Below are 18,471 nucleotides of genomic sequence, written 5' to 3' on the forward strand. Positions count from 1 at the left end.
GCGAGGTCGGTCTCATGCAGGCCTCTTGTCGGGCCGCTGTCATGGTCCTGTCGGCGAAATTGCCGGCAGGCTGCGCCGCGCCACTGTCCCGTAACGGGTCAGCGCGCGCAGCTCAGTTCGATCTGCCGCACCGCTTCGCGCAACCGGGGCGCCACGTCGCGCTCGAGCAGGTTGTCGCGATTGCGCGATGCCGCGATGGTGCAGTTCAGCGCGAACGGGTCCTCGTGCAGCGACTGGCGCAACGGCGCCGCGATCGCGTGGATCTCGGGCCGCCACTCGCCGCGGCTCAGGCAATAGCCGTGCGCGCGGAAATGCTTCTGGTCCTCCGTCCACATCTGGCGCTCCTGGCTGAAGCGCTGCGGGTCTTCGACCCGCAGCCGGTTCAGCAGCGCGGTGCGCTCGTCCGCGCTGCACGCCAGCAGCACCGCACGGCCGATCGCGCTGGCAAGCAGCGGGCGCGTGCTGCCGATGTCCGGCTGGTAGAAGTTGCCGGGGTCCAGCCGGCAACTGTCGACGTAGACCACCGACAGGCGCTCGCGCATGCCCAGGTTCACGGTGCAGCCCGTTTCGCGCGCGATGGCCTCCATATAGGGCCGGGCCACCTGGCGGATCGCCAGCCCGGCCAGCATCGGATAAGCCAGCGCCAGCACGCCGGCGCCGAGCCGGTACTTCTGGTTGCCGGGTACGCGGCTGAGAAAGCCCAGCAGCCCCAGCGTGTACGTCAGCCGCGACACCGTCGCCTTGGGCAGCCCGGTGCGCGCCACGATGTCCTGGTTGCCCAGCACCGGGCTGGACGGCGTGAAGGCGCGCAGCACTTCCAGCCCGCGCGACAGGTTGGTGGCGAACTGGCGGTCGGTGGCAAGGGCGTCCTCGCTGGCCAGGCCGGGCAGGGGCAGGAGTTCCGGGGTGCGGTCCATGCTGTGCGGTGGTTGCTTGGGTTCCATGCTGGGTTCCGGAAAAGGGGGCGTCAATGTTGTAGCACGACCGTTCCGCACAGCGAAACCATGCTTGCGTCCGGGGCGGCCGCCTGCCACCTTGCAGCGGACAAACCTGCCGCCGGAGACCCGCATGCCAGACACCTACGCCCAACCTGTATCGCCCCAAGCACCGGGCAACGGCCCGCTCGCCGGGTTGCGCATCCTCGACATGGCCACCGTGGTGGCGGCACCGTTTTCCGCCACGTTGTGCGCCGACATGGGCGCCGAGGTGGTCAAGCTGGAACTGCCCGACGGCAGCGATCCGCTGCGCGGACTCGAGCCCGTCACCAAGGACCACGCGCTGTACTGGAAAGTGACCAACCGCGGCAAGCGCGGCATCTCACTCGACGTGCGCACGCCGCGCGGCCGCGAGATCTTCCTGCGCCTGCTGCCGCGCTTCGACGTGCTGGTGGAGAATTTCCGCACCGGCACGCTGGCGCGATGGGGACTCGATCTTGAAACCCTGCACGCGGCCAACCCCAGGCTGATCGTGCTGCGGCTGACCGGCTTCGGCCAGACCGGGCCCGATGCGACGCGCCCGGGGTTTGCCCGCATCTTCGAAGCCCGCAGCGGCTTTACCAACCTGGCGGGCACGGCGCAGAGCGGGCCAATGCATATGAACTATCCGGTGGGCGACATGATCGCCGGACTCTTCGGCGCCTTTGCCATCGCCACCGCGGTGGCGGAGCAGCGCGCCAGACCAGCCCAGCCCGGCCGCGAGATCGACCTGGCCGCTACCGAGGCACTGTTCCGCCTGCTGGACCCGCTCGCCATCGAATACGAACAGCTCGGCCATGTGCGCCAGCGCGCCGGCAACCGCACCACCTACGCCGCGCCGTCCAACATGTACCGCACCGCCGACGATACCTGGGTCACCGTGGTGGCCTCGTCCGACGCCACCTTCCGCCGCCTGGCCGAGGCCATGGACGCGCCGCAACTGGCCCAGGCGCCGGAGTACGCAACCAACGCCGGCCGCGTGCGGCATATCGAAGCCCTCGACGGCTGCATCGCCGAGTGGTTTGCCGCACAGCCCTACGCCGCCGCGGCGGCGCGGCTGGAGCAATGCCAAGTGCCGTTCAGCAAGGTGTTCAGCATCGCCGATATCGTCGAGGACCCGCAGATGGTGGCGCGCCAGGCCATCGTGCGGCTGCCCGATGCGGACCTGGGCACGGTGCCGGCGCCTTGCGCGGTGCCGCGTTTTTCGGGGTATGCGCCGCCGTTACCGCGTACCGGCCCGGATGTGGGGGAACACAATGCGGAGGTTTATGGGGAGTTGGGGATTGGGGAGGAGGAGTTGGCGCGGTTGCGGGGGGAGGGGGTGGTTTGAGGGATTGGGGCGACTCGATGCTGGGAAATGGCCGGCGCGTTGGAGGATGTGTTGGTCAGCAGAACCTGGCGGCGTACGCCCCTTTGCTGACCATCAACGCCTATTTCTTTAGAGAATCAATCGGACAATTCAGATTTTATTTTTTTGTCTCATTTTGAAATTTTGACATTTATTCCTTAGTGATTTGGGTAATGCTGCGCATGTGTCAACCTCTGTGCCGTCGTCCAGATCATGAATCGCCGTTGTTATCGCCTTGTCTTCAATCGGTGCCGTGCCATGCTGGTGGCGGTGGAGGAGTCGGCGAGCGGCCAGGGCAAGGGGCGCAGCGCCGGATCACGCGCAACACCGGCTTCGGCGTTCACCGGCATTGAGCGCCTCGGCCCGCGGGCAACGGTCTTGGCCGCCTGTTATGCAATGGGGGTGCTGACATCGGCAGCCATGGCACAGGTGGTGGTGGACCCGCACGCGGGGGCCAACCGGCCCGCCGTGGTCCAGACCGCGAACGGGCTGCAGCAGGTCAATATCACACGGCCGTCCACCGCCGGCGTGTCGGTCAACGCCTACACCCAGTTCGACGTACCCAAGGCTGGCGTCATCCTGAACAATTCGCCGTCGATCGTGGCTACCCGGCAAGCGGGGTACGTCAACGGCAACCCAAACCTGCTGCAGGGCGGCTCGGCCCGCATCATCGTCAACCAGGCCACCGGCACACTGCCGAGCCAATTGCGCGGCTACCTGGAGGTGGCCGGACCGCGGACCGAGGTCATCGTCGCCAACCCGAACGGCATCCTGGTCGACGGCGCTGGCTTTATCAACACCAGCCGCGCCACGCTGACTACTGGCATGCCCGTATACGGCGGTACCGGTAGCCTGGATGCGTACCGGGTGACCGGCGGCCAGATCTCCGTGCAAGGCGCGGGACTGAATGCGACCAGCGTCGACCAGGTCGACCTGATCGCGCGTGCGGTACAAGTCAACGCATCCCTCTATGCGAATAACCTGAACGTCATTGCCGGTGCAAATCAGGTGGATCGGACCACGCTGGCCGCAACACCGGTGGCGGGCAGCGGGGCGGCGCCGGCGCTGGGCATCGACGTCAGCCAGCTTGGTGGCATGTACGCCAACAAGATTCTGCTGGCCTCCACCGAACAAGGCGTAGGGGTGTCGTCCCCGGGCGTGCTGGCAGCGCAGGCGGGCGACCTGACCCTGACCGCACAGGGCAAGCTCGTGCTGGGCGGGCAGACCAACGCCGGCGGCAGCCTGGCGATCACCGCGCGGGACGGCATCGACCAAAGCGGCATCACCTATGGTGCGCAATCGGTGTCCGTCAGTACCGGGGGCACGGTTTCCAATAGCGGTACGCTGGCGGCCCGGCAGGGGCTGCAGATCGTTGCGGACGGTATTGCCTCCACCGGCACGCTTGGTGCCGGGGTCGACGCCGATGGCACGGTGGATCAGCGCGGTGACCTGACGCTGTCGACGACCGGAACCATTTCGGCCACCGGCAGGAACGTGGCGGGCGGCAACGCCAGCGTGCAGGGTGCGTCGGTCATGCTGGCCGGCAGCCAGACTTCAGCCGTTGGCAGCCTGACGCTTGCCGCTGCCAGCGGCAATCTCGACTTGACGGGCGCGACGACCACCGCTGGTGCAGCCCTGAACGCGAGCGCCAAAGGCGCGCTGGTCAACGACCGCGGCCGCATGGTCAGCGAAGGCGCGACCACCATCGCGGCCGGCAGCGTCTCGAACCAGGGCGGCCAGATCGTGGCGAAAGAGGCCGCGCGCATCCAGACCGTCGGCGCCGTGAATAATGCGCAAGGCATCGTGCAGGCCGGCGCGGCGCTGACTGTCGATGCCGGCACGGTGGACAACTCGGCCGGTCGGTTGGTATCGCTGAATGCGGACGGCCTGGCGGTCACCGCTGCGGGGGCTCTGACCAACGAGGCCGGCACTACCGCGACCGGTGACGAGGGCGGCATGATTGGCGGCAACGGCAATGTGCAGTTAGCCGCGGGCGCGCTCATCAACCACGGACAGGTTAACGCGCAGGGCGATGCGCGAGTCCAGGCCGGGACGCTGGACAACAATCGTGGCAGCGTGTCTGCGGGCGCAGCCCTGACCGCCATGGTCGCGGGCGCCGCCAGTAATCGACAGGGCACGATGTCGGCCGCGACGCTTTCCTTGGCAGCCGCGTCGCTGGATAACAGCGGCGGGAAGATCGAAGGCGGCCAGCTCGGGATCGGCACGACGGGCGATCTGGCCAATCGCGCCGGCACCATTGCCCAATACGGCCAGGCTGCCACTGCCATCCGCGCCGGCGGCCACCTGGACAACACCGGCGGCACGGTCACGGCCAATGGCAGTGATCTGAGCGTGGCCGGGCAGACCATCGTGAACGATGCCGGCAAGGTCGCCCATGCGGGCACCGGCACCTTGACGGTCACGAGTTCCGGCACATTGTCCAATGCCGGTGGCGCTATCCAGACGAACGGCGATCTGGTGGCCCAGGCAGAGACGCTTGCCAATGCGGGCGGGGCCGTCTCTGCCCAGCGTGCCGCGACTATCGCCACGCGCGGGGCCCTGGGCAACACGCAGGGCACGATCTACGGCGGCACGGGCCTTGCTGTGGCGAGCCACGGCCAGGTGGACAATGCCTCGGGTTCGATACAGAGCGGGGGCAACCTGACGGCAGTTGCCGACGGTGCGCTGCGCAATGCAGCCGGTACGCTCACGGCCAATGGCCAGCACGGGCAAATGAACGTGTCGGCGGCAAGCATCGACAACGCCGGCGGACGGCTGGCGAATGCCGGTGACGGCGCGACGACCGTGACGTCGGGCAGCACCATTGCCAATACCCGCGGGATTCTTGGCGGCAACGGCGCCTTGGTCATCGACGCACAGGCACTCGACAACACACTCGATGGCAAGATCTTGGCCGGCAATGCACTGACGCTGGCCGTCAGAGACAGCATCGACAACCGCGGAGGCAGTCTCTACGGCGGAAAGGGCCTGACGCTCGACCAGGCCGGTGCCACGCTCGCCAACGACGGCGGGTCCGTGCTCGGCGGGGAGGATGTCAGCCTCAAGGTGGCGTCGGTGTCGAACCGGGACGGGATGGTGCGCGCCAACCAGGACATCGCAGTCGAGGCAGCGGTGAGCGGCAGCGGCGAGATGACCGCCGGGCGCGACCTCACGCTGGACGTCGTGGGCGACTATGCCAACGACGCCGCGAACAAGCTTGGGGCGGACCGGGACATGCGCGTCGCGGCCACCGGCGACGTGACCAACACGGCGACACTTGGCGCGGCTGGCAGCCTGACCGTGCACGGCGCCAATGTCGTGAACGCGGCCGGCGCCAGGCTCAATTCGGCTGCGACGCTGGTGGAGGCCGACAATACGATCACCAATGCCGGGCGCATCGAGGGCGATACGGTGCAGGTGCAAAGCGCCACCTTCAGCAATACCGGCACGGTGATCGGCAACCAGGTCAAGGTGCAGGGCGCTGTCGTCAGCAACAGCGGCCAGCCAGCCCTTATTGCTGCTGCGCAGGATCTGAAAATCTACGCCTCGGACTCGGTCTCGAATGTCGACGGGGCAACCCTTTACAGTGAGGGCAACCTGGAAATTGCGCGTGACGGCGCGCGCGATGCCGGCGGCATGCTGGTCAACCAGGTCAATGTGCTGACCAATCGCTCCGCCACGATCGAGGCAGATGGCGATATCGATATCGCCGCGCACGCTGTCAGCAATACTCGCACCAGCATCGTCGCCGAGGCAGGCACGCCGGTGGAGACGGCGCGGCAAACGCTGTCAGCCTGGACAGCAGGCCTGAGCATCACCAACTGGCACTACAGCATTACATTTCCCGGTTGGCGCTGGCAGGGTGAAAATGCCCCCGTCAGCGCGGGCATGATGAATGCGCTTGCGCAGCCAGTGACGGTGGAAGTGCCAAAGTCCCAGGTCGCCAATCTTGATACTGGCGCGAAGACGCTTTCGTTGACACAGCCATTGACCGAAGAATGGGTCATCGCGTGGCCCAGCATCGGCTGCACCGACAGTGATTGCGGTTCCCCGGAGCCCTTGCTCGGCACCCGGGAGATTGGCACCAACCCGGTTCAGTACTACAAGGACATCGAGGACACGGGAACGACCTACAAGATCACGTTTTGGCCCGATTGGAATCCGGCCACGCAGATCCGCCCGGACCAGGTGCGCACCCGCTACGACCTGGGCACGGACAGCCACGACTACAGCGAGATCTCCCGCACGGTGGCCACCACCACCGCGACGGATCGCCTGGTGAGTGCCAGCGATCCGGCCAGGATCCAGGCTCAGGGCACCATCCGCATCAACAGCGACGGCGGCAACATCGTCAACCAGTCGTCCATCATGGCCGCCGGCGGCGACCTGGTGCGCCGCGCAACGGGGGGTACGGTGCAGGATACCGGTACCGTGCTGCAGCAGTCGGTCAGTACGACCGAGACCTCGACCTTCTACTGGCACCAGAAGACGGGCAGCAACAGCGACACACAAGTAGTGCCCTATCCCACCACGCCGCAGAACCCGACCACCGTGCAGGCGCTGCCTGCCATGGCGTCGTCCAACCAGGCGGTGCAGACCACGGCGCAGGACGTCTCGGTCACCACGGTCAACCGTGTAGGCCAGACCGTGACCGGCGGCGGGGTAAGCGGTGGCGGCGACGCAGGCACCGCAGTCGGCAGCGCCAGCGGGCAGGCCAGTCGGCCGCAGACGCTGGGTACCGCGCAGGGCGGCATCCCCAGCCTGACACTGCCGACCAACGGTCTCTTCACCTATCGCACGGCACCGGACGCTGCTTACCTGATTGCCACCGACGCGCGCTTCACGCAATACAAGTCGTTCATCTCCAGCGACTACATGCTGGGCGAACTGGGACGGGATCCGCAGAAGATCCAGAAACGCCTGGGCGACGGCTTCTATGAAACGAAGCTGATCCGCGACCAGGTCACCGCACTGACCGGACGTACCTTCCTGGCCGGCTACACCGACCAGCTGGAGGAATACAAGGCGCTGATGACCAATGGCGCCGCCTACGCCAAGAGCTTCAGGCTGACCCCCGGCATCGGCCTGTCCGAGCAGCAGATGGCGCAGCTCACCACCGACATGGTCTGGCTGGTCGCGCAAGACGTCACGCTGGCGGATGGCAGCCGGCAGTCCGTGCTGGTGCCCAAGCTCTACCTGGCGCAAGCCAATACGGTGGACCTGAACGCATCCGGTGCGCTGGTGCTGGGCAACACCGTCGCCGTCAACGCTACCGGTGCCGTCCAGAACAGCGGCCGTATCGTGGGCGATGTGGCGACGCAGGTGCTGGGCCACGATATCGTCAACCGCGGGGCCATTGACAGCCTGGGCGACGGTTCGACCGTCGTGCAGGCCTCCCAGGACGTGCGCAATCTGGGCGGACGTATTGCGGGGAAGGATGTGCTGGTGGCGGCCGGGCGGGACGTTGACAACGAGACCCAGACCATCACGGCGGTCAGGACACTGGCCAACGGCTATAGCGCTGGCTCAACCGGCATCGGGGCGGTGGCGGGCATTTCGGCGACGGGCACCACGGCCGTGCTGGCCGGCCGGGATATCAACCAGCGCGGCGGTGCGATCGACGCCGGCGAGAGCGCGCTGCTGGCCGCCGGGCGCGACCTGAACCTGGGCACGGTGGCGCTGGGGACCATGCAGGATACGGCATCACGCGGCGGGCGGAGCTACAGCCACGACCAGACCACCACGCACGTGGGCAGCACGGTCCAGGCGGGCAAGAACGTTGTCGCGGTGGCGGGACGCGATGCTACCCTCACCGGGTCAAGCCTGCAGGCCGGCAACAATGCTGCGCTGGTCGCTGGCCGCGACACCACCGTCACGGCCGCGATCGACACGCATACGCACAGGGAAGGATCGCTGGGCGGCAAGGGTGCGCAATACACGCAGTCGTCCTACGACGAAACCGCTCGCGGCAGCCAGGTTCACGCCGGCACCAACGCCACGCTGGCGGCCGGACAGGAGCCGCTGGTAACTGCGGTGCTGCAGGGCAAGGGCCTGGACGTGTCGCCGGATGCGGCGTCGAATGCAGGGGCCGGCAACCTGGCGGTGTTGGGTTCTTCGGTGAGCACCGGCAAGGATGGCAACGGTGGCGGCACCGCATCATTGATTGCAGCGGGTGATGTGAGGATCGGCACGGTCAGTGAGACGCACGACGCGCAGAACTGGTCGGAGCAGAAGAAGTCCGGCTTCCTGTCGAAGGAGCAGACGACACGCGAAAGCAGCCAGAGACAGGAGGTTGCGGTTGGCTCGGTCGTATCGGCGGACAACGTTGAGGGCAGCGCCGGGCGCGACCTGACTATCGCTGGCTCCACCGTGGCCGCAACCCACGATGTGAACCTGGATGCGGGCCGCGACCTCACCATCACCAGTGCGCAAAACACCAGTTCCAGCCACAGCTTCGAACGCACCGCCAAGTCAGGCTTGGGTGCAACCGGCTCAGGGCTCTCCTATGGCAAGCGCGACCAAAAGGACACGATCAACGACAGCGCTCTGACGCCGACCGCCAGCCTGGTTGGCAGTACCGATGGTAGCGTGCACTTGAAGGCAGGCAGCGCATTGAAGGTGACCGGCAGCGAACTGATCGCGGCGCGGGACATTACCGGGACTGGCGCTGACGTGACCGTCGAAGCCGCCGCGGGCACGCGGTACCACGATGAGACGCATGAGGTCAGGCAAAGCGGTTTCACGCTGGGCGTCTCAGGCGGCGCCATCGGTGCAGCCATCAATGCTGGCAACAAGATCAGTTTGGCCGGCAAGAGCCAGGACGGTCGCGCCGCGGCCCTGTGGGGCATCGCGTCCGCACGCGATGCGTACGATGCCGGCAGCGCGCTCGCGAACGGAGCCAATCCGGTCGCCGGAGCCGCCGTGACACTTTCCTTTGGCAGCAGCCAGAGCAAGCAGACCCTCACAGAACAGAGCACTACACACACCAGCTCGCGCGTCACGGCAGGCGGCAACGCGGCCTTTGTGGCAATCGGCGTCGACGCCAACGGCAACCAGACAGCCGGCAACCTGAACATCGTCGGATCGGATGTGTCTGCCGCCAAGGTCGCACTGAGCGCGAAGCGCGACGTGAATATCGTGTCGGCTACCGATACCGAGGAGAGCCACAGCACCAACAAATCGAGTAGTGCGAGCGTCGGCATCTCGTATGGAGCACAGGGCTTCGGTGTATCGGCCTCGGCGTCCAAGGCCAAGGGCAATTCGGACAGTGCTGGCGCCACCCAGGTCAACAGCCATGTGACCGGTAGCGATACCGTCACCATAGCGTCGGGGAACGACACCACTATCCTTGGCGGCGTTGTGAGCGGCAGCAAGGTCTCGGCAGACGTCGGCGGCGACTTGAATCTTGCCAGCCGGCAGGACACCCAGGAAATGCACGCACGCCAGCAAAGCATGGGCGGTGGGTTCAGCATAAGCCAGGGCGGCGGGTCGGCCAGCTTTTCAGCATCCAAAGGTAAAGCCGATGGCAGCTACGCCAACGTCAGCGAGCAGTCCAGTATCCGCGCGGGCCATGGTGGCTTCGACATCCAAGTCAAAGGCAATACGGACCTCAAGGGCGGGGTCATCGCCAGTACGGGTGGTGCCGACAAGAACAGGCTGACCACCGGCACGTTGAGCTGGAGCGATGTTCAGAATCGCTCGGACTATAGGGCTACCTCAGGCGGCATCTCAGCGGGTGGCGCCTTTGGAAGCCCGGTGGGGCAGAGCAACAGTGGTCCGACCTCTGGCAGCAATACCGCGGGTATCGGCATGATGGTGCCCCAGCATGACAGTGGCAGCCAGCGCGGCGTCGGCCAGGCTGGCGTATCGGCGGGCACGATCAACATCACTGTTCCGGACAATCAGAAACAGGACTTGGCGAGCCTGAACCGGGATACAGTCAATACCAATAGTACGGTGGGCAAGAATCCGGATGTGGCCAACACCCTCAACAAGCAGGCCGATATGATGGCAGCAGCACAGTCTGCGGGCGAGGCGGTAGCGAGGACGGTGGGCGATATTGCGACCAACAAGCAAAAGGAGGCGCAGAAGGCCTTTGATCAGGCCAAGGCTGCTTACGAACAGGATCCTAGTGACGGTAACCGCGCGGCTATGGCTGATGCCCAGACGGCCATTGACGGCTGGAAGGAGGGTGGGGGCTATCGTGCGGCGCTGCATGCGGCGGGTGGCGCGTTGGTGGCCGGGTTGGGTGGCGGGAATGCGCTGGCTGGTGCGGCTGCTGCCGGGGCGTCTTCGTTGGCGGCACCTGCGCTCGAAACGTTCGGAAATTTGGTGGCTGATAGCGTGGATACAGGTAATGCCGGATTGAACGAGGCGCTTGGCAACTTGGCGGCGAATATCGCGGCAGGCGGGCTTGGCGTGGTGGTGGGCGGTGGAGCGGGGGCGGCGATGGGAACGAACGTCGATCGCTTCAACAGACAGTTACACCAAAGCGAGTATGACTTTGCCAAGAAGAATGCCAAAGTCGTTGCGCAGAAGCTTGGTATCTCCGAGCGGGAGGCCGAGGGCCGCATCGTGGCGGAAATACTCCGAAACTCGGACAAGGAAACTGCCGATGCCGCCGACGGTAAGCACGACTATGAGGTGCGGAGTATCGTCGGCTGCCTGAACCTCAATTGTGACGGCTCAAAGACTGATCCGAATTATTCGAATCCTGACTACAACAGCCAGCACATATCCGGCAATCAGACTGCATACGATCGCGGGCAGCAGAATATTGGAACCGGGCTGACTGAAGTGGAGCTTCGAGACAAGAATCTGGTTTACGAGCGAATTGGAAAGGGAGCCTTGGCTGCCACTGCTTGCGTTGCTTCTGGGGGCGCCGCATGCCAAGCTGCGGCAACCGGCCTAGGGGCAGCGGGAGCAATCAATTATGTTACGGGCAGCTCCGTATCCACTGCGGAAGCAATTGGTGCCGCAATGGGGGGAGCGGTTGGCGCATCCTACGGAGCGAATCTCAATAGTTGGGCGGGAGAGGTCGGGGCTTGGTTTGAGAAAGTTGTCTTGGGCATTACAAAAGCTGCGCCAATATTCGCCGGAAAGCAAATTGGGGTGCCGGTCGGAAATGCAACAAGTCTAGGTGGCTCTCTTGATCCATTACTAGACCCTGCAACCAATTCGTGGTGGGGGCTCGACAATACGATCAAAAAAATTAAGGAAGAAAAGCAATGAGCTTGGAAGTCGGAACGATCATATTGACAGCCATATCACTAATCTTAACTCGGTTAATTTTTGGAAAAAAAATAAACGGTAGTGGCAAGGAAAGATTTCTATATTGGTTTAAATCCACGCTCATCACCGGTGGTGTCCTGTTGGCTTGGCTCTTGTATAAGGAACCATCCATTGGGTTTTGGGCAGCAATAACTATTGCAGTATCAATTTCCGCAGTTGTGAATTTTGTTCGCTCTCAATGGGTATTCCTGATTCCATGAAAATCCACCAGGACCCATCTCTGCGGGAATCCCGCCCCGGATCATATTCGATACCCGTTGTCGGTGGAAAGAAATGGGGGAATGGATGGTTGGACTACCAGGTCCAACGGACGAGCAGTACAAGAAGTTGTCCCGAGATGCTAAGGAGTCTATTGATCTTTTGTTGTCATAGCGTTCCCCATTGCCGCCGTCCTGTGGGCGATCAAATTGCGCCAGTGACAATCGGCTAGTCTGACCACTGGCACGCTGAGCTGGAACGATTTTCAAAATCACTCGGACTATAGCGCTACCTCTGGCGGCATTCTCAGCGCGTGGCACCCATGGCGCCATATGGTATCAATCAAGGCAGTCTTCTGTTTGGTGTTTAATCAAGGGTCCGCAGTGGTAAAAATCATTTGGCTACGGTGCGAGAAGATATGGTCATGGTTAAATTCTACGATCGGCGGAATTTGATTGATGCCATGGGAATAGGTTGCCAACAATGTTTAGTGGTTAAGTTCTTTGGGTGCCAGAACTACTCCGCAGCTATATTCGATTAATCCGGTGAAATTCAAAGTGAAACAAAGGAAAAGGAGATTTGTGGCATCGATCCCGGCACTCGCCGGTTCCATGATGCTCCTCAGTCCCGCCATTCACGGACAAGCCTTGCCACCCGGCACAGCGGAGTCTGTTGCGTTGACTGGCGCCGAACAAGACCAGCGCACCCGCCAGCAACAAGAAGCTCGCGAGCGAGCCCAATCCGTGCAAGCTACAGCCGTGCGCCCTGGAGAGGTAGTGCCGATCGACTACCCGCCACTGCCCACCGAGACGCCTTGTTTCCTTATCGACCGAATTTCGCTGGATGTCCCGCCCGACCTCTCAGCCGACGTGCGGGCGAAGGGTGCTTCAGTTTTCCCCCAAGACCCCTTCGCCTTCGCCCGCACCTGGCTAGACCACTACCAAGGCACCTGCATCGGCAAACAAGGCATCGACCTCTTGGTCAAGGGCGTTACTCAAACCATCCTGAGCAAGGGTTACGTCACCACCCGCGTGCTTGTGCCCGAGCAGGACTTGAGCGCCGGCACACTGAAGCTGGCACTGATTCCCGGCGTCATCGGCGAACTGCGCTTCGCCGAGCCCGACCTCTGGGGCACCTGGAAATCGGCGTTCCCCGCCCGCCCGGGCAGCTTGCTGAACCTGCGCGACCTTGAGCAAGGCCTGGAGCAGATGAAGCGTGTGCCGAGCCAGGACGTGGATATGCAGATCGTGCCGACCAAGGCGCCGGGCGTGAGCGACGTGGTGATTGCCGTCAAGCGCGGCAAGCCCTGGACGGTGGTGGCCTCGGTGGACAATTCCGGCACGCGCTCGACCGGCAAGTGGCAGGGCAACCTGGGCGTGAGTCTGGACAATCCGCTTGGGCTGAACGACCTGTTCAACGTCGGCTACAACCAGGATCTGGGTTTTGCCAACAAGGAACACGGCACGCGTGGCTGGAATGGCTATTACTCGATGCCTTGGGGGTACTGGACTGCGACAGTGTCGGCGTATTCGAACAACTATTTCCAGCAGATCGCCGGCGTCAACCAGACCTTTATCTCCAGCGGCAAGTCGGAGACTGCGGACCTGAAGCTGCACCGCGTGCTCAGCCGCAGCCAGAACGATGTGTTCGGCATGCAGTTCAGGCTGACCCGGCGCTTTGGCAAGAGCTTCATCGAGGACACCGAGATCGCGCAGCAGCGCCGCAACCATACGATGCTTGAGGCAGGCATCACGGATCGCCACTACTTCGGTGCGGCGCAGTTCGACGGCACGCTGGCGTACCGCCAAGGCATCGGCGCGTTCGGTGCGCAGGACGATGTGCGGGCCGACAGTGGCGGCCCCACCTGGCGCTTTCGGATGTTGGTGGCGGATGCCAACCTGTCGGTGCCGTTCGGGCTGGGCGAGCAGCCGCTGCGGTATGTCACCACTTTCCACGGCCAGTTCACCAACGACCGGCTCTACTACATTGATGCGCTCACCATCGGCAGCCGCTACACGGTGCGTGGCTTCGATGGCGAGAGCCTGCTGGCCGGCGAGCGCGGATTCTATTGGCGCAATGAGCTGCAGGCCCCCCTTGGCGCCAGCGGGCAAGCTTTGTATGCGGGACTCGATTACGGAAAGGTCTTTGGACCGATCACCACTGCGCTGGCAGGCACTCAACTGGCCGGAGCGGTGATTGGACTCCGCGGAGGACTGGGCTATAGCGCAGGTTCAGTCTCGTATGACGTGTTTGTCGGTATGCCAGTCTACAAGCCTGTGACGTTCCATACGGCCGCGGTGACGGCTGGGATGCAATTGGTGTATCAGTACTGATCCCGCGGGCCGAGGTGTGATAGCGCAGAGCCACCATCACACCCACAATGGAGCCCGTTTTCCTTTCCCCATATCAATGATTGCCGGGCGGCTCTGATTTAGTGGAGTTGCCATAGGGGCCCCGTGCGTCCGAAGCCTGGCGATTGCATCATGAATCGCACCTGCAACAGTGCGGTCTTCATTCCTGAGGAAACAACTTTCGAAGCTTTGCGTTCAGGTTCTCATCGGCATCGTCGCCGGGATCCTGATCGGCCACTTTATGCCGAATCTCGGTTAGCAACTGAAGCCGCTGGCGACATCTTCAGCGCCGCATTCGTTGGGGGCGGAGCGCTTGCGGCCGGCCTGGGCCTTCGGCCTCTCTTGGTGCGGGAGTAGTTGGCGTCAGAGGCAGCTCCCGACCCGAAAGCGACATTCAGATTGCTCAAAGGCGGCCCTTCGGCCTGAGTGAGTTTCGATCAATTTGATCAGATATGTGCGGCTATGCGCCTTCGATGTCGCGCGTGGACCATCCAGTAACTTCGGCGATTTTCTCGATCGGCATCTTCATCTTCTTCAGCTTGCGCACGATGTGCACTACCGCGACACGGACGGCATCAGCTTGCGTCCGGTAGTAGTACCCCGATCCATACTTTACAAATATCTGGTCGATTAAAAGCGGAGTGCGCCCGACGATCTTCGCCATCTGCTCAACAACCAGCACGGAATCTCGATCCGACAAGCGCAAATCAAATTCTTGCTCCAACACATTTTTTACGCGAAGGTCAGGCTTGATCGTATCTGCGCCGAAAGTCATTCGCAAATGCTGGAACGTCGCGATACCGATATCCTTGATCTTTCCAACCGGATCTTGGGCCTTGTTTGACAATTGCGCAGTTCTCGCCCACTCAGAGACGACCAGAAAGTCGTTCTCGGGGGTATCGATTCGTTTCAGGCGGGGAATAAAAATCTCCAGTAAGGCTTTCAGGATCTCAAACTTCCGTGCGTCATCGTGACCCCACACGTTTTTGAATTCACTCGCTGTAGCCGCGCCAACCATTTCCCCCAACTGCTTGATCGTCAGCCGCCCAAAGCGCTCGCGCATAGCAATAACGTGCCCTTTGACAACTCTGTTGTAGTCACGATTTGCGGCAAGAACAACGTCCATGATGGCGATCGCCGAACTGGCTTGACTCTTGGTCGTGTAGTTCGCAGCACCTCGCAGGGCAGCTTCCAGAATTGTCTCGTCCGTTCCAAGAAGATAACCGTGCGAGGTACTGGTCATCTTTGCATCGCCCAGTTGCGCAATCATTGAAGCAATCGATTGCTGCTCCTCACGAGACAGGGTGCCGTCGAGAATGGCCCGCTTGGTCAGATTTATCATATTCTTGTGAGCTTCTGTTTTGCCTTTGTTGACTCAGAGATCAAATCATGATCTTGAGCGTGAATACTGGTGGGATGAATTTTTCGGATCAACATATCGCCACCTGATCAATTGTCAACGATCCTGACCAATACGTAGACTGGCCGCAATATGGCCGACAGCAGCCAGCAAGAAAGCGCATCAGAGACGCTTGCTCATGAAAAGCCGATACGAGCCAAGAGGGAAGTCGTTTAGCCTACCAAACTCTGCGTATCCGTGCTTCGAATAGAACGATGCCGCTTGCCATTCGAAAGTATCCAAGTGGGCGCCATGCGTGCCGAGTGCCCTGGCGCTAGATTCGGCCTGCAACAGGAGGCGTGAGCCTATCCCATGGCCTCTTAAATCTTCGGCGATCCAGATGACATTTACTGCAAGCCACTGCATCATGAGGTGCCCATTGAGGCTGCCAACTATACGCCCCTCGGGCATGCGAGCTATCAAGCGAATTGGTTGGATATCATAGTCGCCAATTGACGTTCTGTTGAACTGACCGCAAATTTGCACCGATACCGCTTGCTCCTTCCGCCGTGGCGGTACTTATCGCAATGCTAAGCATGGAATGAGATTATCGAGGGTTCCTTGGGAGAGTGGCACTTCAAGTCAGAACGTTGGCTCCTAAGTCTCTCATCCAATATTATTGCTATGGCGCTCGCGGGGAAAGGGGCATGTGCGCCCGCAGCCGTTCTTGACCTAGTAGGAGCTCGGCACGAATGGCGGTTGATGGCCGGGCGCGGACTTCGCCCGGGCACGCCCACGAACGACCAGTACACTGCTTCATGCGACTAGTTAAACCATGGCAAAGCATCAAATTTCGAAGGACTATCGCCAGGATCCGCGCTGCTAATGACCAATTCCGCCGCTGGTTCTACGCGGTCCTCATAGGAAAGGGCAAACTGACGAAGCGTTGCCCGGTACTCGCCAGGGGGAAGTGGTAGTCGGATGTGAAGCGGACTCAGCGGACGTTCATCGCTGAACTGTGCGGCCATTGTCAATTGACCGTAGTCGGTGAGCCATGCTCCACCGTCGTGAACGCGTAAGAATCCGGACACTTCCCGCTGAGCGTTGGGCTTAGAGGGTGCGTCGGCGATGCGGAGCGGCATGTCAGCCAGATCCGGGCCTGTGCAAACAGAAAACAACGTTCCGTTGCTCATCTGTTCGGTAAAGAGAACAAGCACTTGTTGAAGGGTCCAGTTCTCACCGATGTATCCTGAGTACTCGTCGGGGCAAACGACGGCGACAAAGCCGTCCTCATCCACTTTGGAATGCAACTCAAAACTGGCCTGACTCATCGTTTAGTGGGTGGAAGTGGTTGTGGTACCCATTATGCATGCGAGCACCACTGAACGACCGGTCCTGGCTGATCCAAGTAGTCTAGCTTGACCGGCCGCTTCTGGCCGATCCCGGTCGTCAGCGGCCCTTGCTGCGTGCCGCGTGGCGTAGTGGCGGCGACCGACCCCGAAGCGCCTTTCAAACTTGGGACGCAGTAGCGACCGCTTCCGATGTACAACAGCCCGCTGGCCGAGCTAGTCCTTCGCTAGCCTGCGCCTGCTGACCACTTCTGGCCGGTCTCAGCTGCCTCTCACCGCCAAGCTGCTGCCATCTCTCATCGACTCGGAGCGGTCCTTCAGATAGCCTGAAAAACGGAATTCATGCGCTGAGCGAGGGGATGGACTCCGCAAACCGCTGCTATGCTGACGATACCAGCGCCCCAACCATCAACATGAAAGCCCATCGATAAATAATCGAGTCGCTGAGCGCCGGGGTATTGCGATCGCTAATCGAGCTGGATGCCATCGCACACCGTGACATCCAGCGAAAAGCGTTGATCGAAAAAACGGTTCTCGCCGTGCAGTGTTGGGTTGCGACGGACCCGGATGATGATTCAGCGGCCTTCGGATACGGGGTGTTGAATCAAGCTTTCTTTGACTATGGCAAGGTCACTTCCTAATCCAACTTCACCACCACACGAAATAATCCGCAGCAGTGACCAGCTTGTGAAGCCGGGCATCGCTTACGAACGACGATCTCTAACAGTGCCCGATTCCGCCAGCGCGAATTCATCCCAAGTCTGGCGTATGCGGCTGGCGAGCCCGCGCAGTACTGGAACGAAGTACGCGACCAACGGTTCATAGTTCAAATCTTCCGCCGAGAAGCTAAGGTTCAACGCGTAGATTACGCCATCCGGCCCCGTCACGGCGCAGGCGATACCTTCGACTCCCAGCGACGCCTTTGAGCGGCAATACCCTTGGTTGCTTAGCATGGCTGCTGACTCGGCGATTGTCGCTTGGTATCGTGGCCATTTGCGTCCGCATTTTTTTGCCAGTTCCAACATCAACGGCTTGCGCGCTGACTCGTGCAAGGCTGCCAGATAGGCATGTCCTGGTGAACTGGTTTCCATTGGCAGGCGCACACCGGGCCTCACCGTGCGGCGAAGCGGGCCGTGCCCCTCCCGCAGCGTGTCGAGATAGATCATCGTCAGCTCGTCCGCGGTCGAAAGTCCGACGTTGACCCGCTCCTCCACAGCCACCTTCCGCATCAGAGGTAGCACCAGGTTAAGTTCCGTGCGGCTCAGCCGGAAGGCGTTAGCGAAGGCCAAGCACACCGGCGACAGCCGGTAGCCCTCCGAGGTGCGTTCGTATTCGAGAAAGCCGGCCTCAACGAGGGAGCGCGTAAGCCGGCTTACCGTAGGTTTGGGCAAACCGCTGCGGTCCGAGAGTTGGGAGTTAGTCAGCACCGGTGCGCCAGCGAGAAATGTGCGCAATAGCGCAAGCCCGCGCGATAGCGACTGGCTGCCCGCGGTACTGCGGGTGAAGGTGCCGGTTTCGCGTGTCAGCCGGCGTGTCGACGAAGTATCGTCCGAGATCTTTCCCATTTCCGTATTTCGAAATACGAAACACCAATGTAGCGTCGTCTCATTACGCGGTCAAT

General features: G+C 62.1%; 9 protein-coding genes and 1 pseudogene. 5 read left to right on the forward strand and 5 right to left on the reverse strand.

All coding sequences use genetic code 11. The features are described 5' to 3' along the window. Positions 1-98 precede the first annotated feature (98 nt). The gene (locus FHX60_RS18605) at positions 99-944 is read right to left on the reverse strand and encodes an IclR family transcriptional regulator (protein WP_260164091.1); all 846 of its coding nucleotides are present in this window, start codon (positions 942-944) and stop codon (positions 99-101) included. Between the two features lie 124 nt (positions 945-1,068). Between FHX60_RS18605 and FHX60_RS18610 the strand changes: the two genes are divergently transcribed. The 5 genes and pseudogenes from FHX60_RS18610 to FHX60_RS27770 form a co-directional block, all read left to right on the forward strand. Then, positions 1,069-2,304: a CaiB/BaiF CoA transferase family protein gene (locus FHX60_RS18610; RefSeq protein ID WP_183284163.1), complete on the forward strand. Its 1,236-nt coding sequence runs from the start codon at positions 1,069-1,071 to the stop codon at positions 2,302-2,304. A gap of 231 nt (positions 2,305-2,535) precedes the next feature. Continuing rightward, positions 2,536-11,553, forward strand: a complete 9,018-nt coding sequence (locus FHX60_RS18615) for a hemagglutinin repeat-containing protein (protein ID WP_183284164.1) — start codon at positions 2,536-2,538, stop codon at positions 11,551-11,553. Next, the gene (locus FHX60_RS18620) at positions 11,550-11,813 is read left to right on the forward strand and encodes a hypothetical protein (RefSeq protein ID WP_183284165.1); all 264 of its coding nucleotides are present in this window, start codon (positions 11,550-11,552) and stop codon (positions 11,811-11,813) included. The genes FHX60_RS18615 and FHX60_RS18620 overlap by 4 nt, the downstream gene beginning before the upstream one ends. Positions 11,814-12,422: 609 nt before the next feature. Continuing rightward, entirely contained in the window at positions 12,423-14,144 is a 1,722-nt protein-coding gene (locus FHX60_RS18625) for a ShlB/FhaC/HecB family hemolysin secretion/activation protein (RefSeq protein ID WP_183284377.1), read from the forward strand. A 169-nt stretch (positions 14,145-14,313) separates the two neighbouring features. Further along, positions 14,314-14,418, forward strand: a pseudogene (locus FHX60_RS27770) (cation:dicarboxylate symporter family transporter); the annotation flags it as partial. A gap of 204 nt (positions 14,419-14,622) precedes the next feature. Here the strand turns inward: FHX60_RS27770 and FHX60_RS18630 are convergent. The 4 genes from FHX60_RS18630 to FHX60_RS18645 form a co-directional block, all read right to left on the reverse strand. Next, positions 14,623-15,504, reverse strand: a complete 882-nt coding sequence (locus FHX60_RS18630; RefSeq protein ID WP_183284166.1) for a hypothetical protein — start codon at positions 15,502-15,504, stop codon at positions 14,623-14,625. Between the two features lie 180 nt (positions 15,505-15,684). After that, positions 15,685-15,972: a GNAT family N-acetyltransferase gene (locus tag FHX60_RS27990; RefSeq protein WP_183284167.1), complete on the reverse strand. Its 288-nt coding sequence runs from the start codon at positions 15,970-15,972 to the stop codon at positions 15,685-15,687. Between the two features lie 353 nt (positions 15,973-16,325). Further along, positions 16,326-16,832 (reverse strand): hypothetical protein, encoded by a 507-nt coding sequence (locus FHX60_RS18640; protein ID WP_183284168.1) that lies wholly within the window; start codon positions 16,830-16,832, stop codon positions 16,326-16,328. A 722-nt stretch (positions 16,833-17,554) separates the two neighbouring features. Beyond that, on the reverse strand, positions 17,555-18,415 hold the full coding sequence (locus tag FHX60_RS18645) for an IclR family transcriptional regulator (protein ID WP_183284169.1): 861 nt from the start codon (positions 18,413-18,415) through the stop codon (positions 17,555-17,557). Between the last annotated feature and the right edge of the window lie 56 nt (positions 18,416-18,471).

Origin of the sequence: Cupriavidus alkaliphilus (assembly GCF_014191175.1) — a bacterium.
In the GTDB taxonomy this organism is placed as follows: Bacteria; Pseudomonadota; Gammaproteobacteria; order Burkholderiales; family Burkholderiaceae; genus Cupriavidus; species Cupriavidus alkaliphilus.

What these genes read in the sequence shown, in the direction of transcription:
- FHX60_RS18605 (WP_260164091.1), bottom strand. Translation starts at nt 944, where the DNA reads ATGGAACCCAAGCAACCACCGCACAGCATGGACCGCACCCCGGAACTC.
- FHX60_RS18610 (WP_183284163.1), top strand. Translation starts at nt 1,069, where the DNA reads ATGCCAGACACCTACGCCCAACCTGTATCGCCCCAAGCACCGGGCAAC.
- FHX60_RS18615 (WP_183284164.1), top strand. Translation starts at nt 2,536, where the DNA reads ATGAATCGCCGTTGTTATCGCCTTGTCTTCAATCGGTGCCGTGCCATG.
- FHX60_RS18620 (WP_183284165.1), top strand. Translation starts at nt 11,550, where the DNA reads ATGAGCTTGGAAGTCGGAACGATCATATTGACAGCCATATCACTAATC.
- FHX60_RS18625 (WP_183284377.1), top strand. Translation starts at nt 12,423, where the DNA reads ATGATGCTCCTCAGTCCCGCCATTCACGGACAAGCCTTGCCACCCGGC.
- FHX60_RS18630 (WP_183284166.1), bottom strand. Translation starts at nt 15,504, where the DNA reads ATGATAAATCTGACCAAGCGGGCCATTCTCGACGGCACCCTGTCTCGT.
- FHX60_RS27990 (WP_183284167.1), bottom strand. Translation starts at nt 15,972, where the DNA reads ATGCCCGAGGGGCGTATAGTTGGCAGCCTCAATGGGCACCTCATGATG.
- FHX60_RS18640 (WP_183284168.1), bottom strand. Translation starts at nt 16,832, where the DNA reads ATGAGTCAGGCCAGTTTTGAGTTGCATTCCAAAGTGGATGAGGACGGC.
- FHX60_RS18645 (WP_183284169.1), bottom strand. Translation starts at nt 18,415, where the DNA reads ATGGGAAAGATCTCGGACGATACTTCGTCGACACGCCGGCTGACACGC.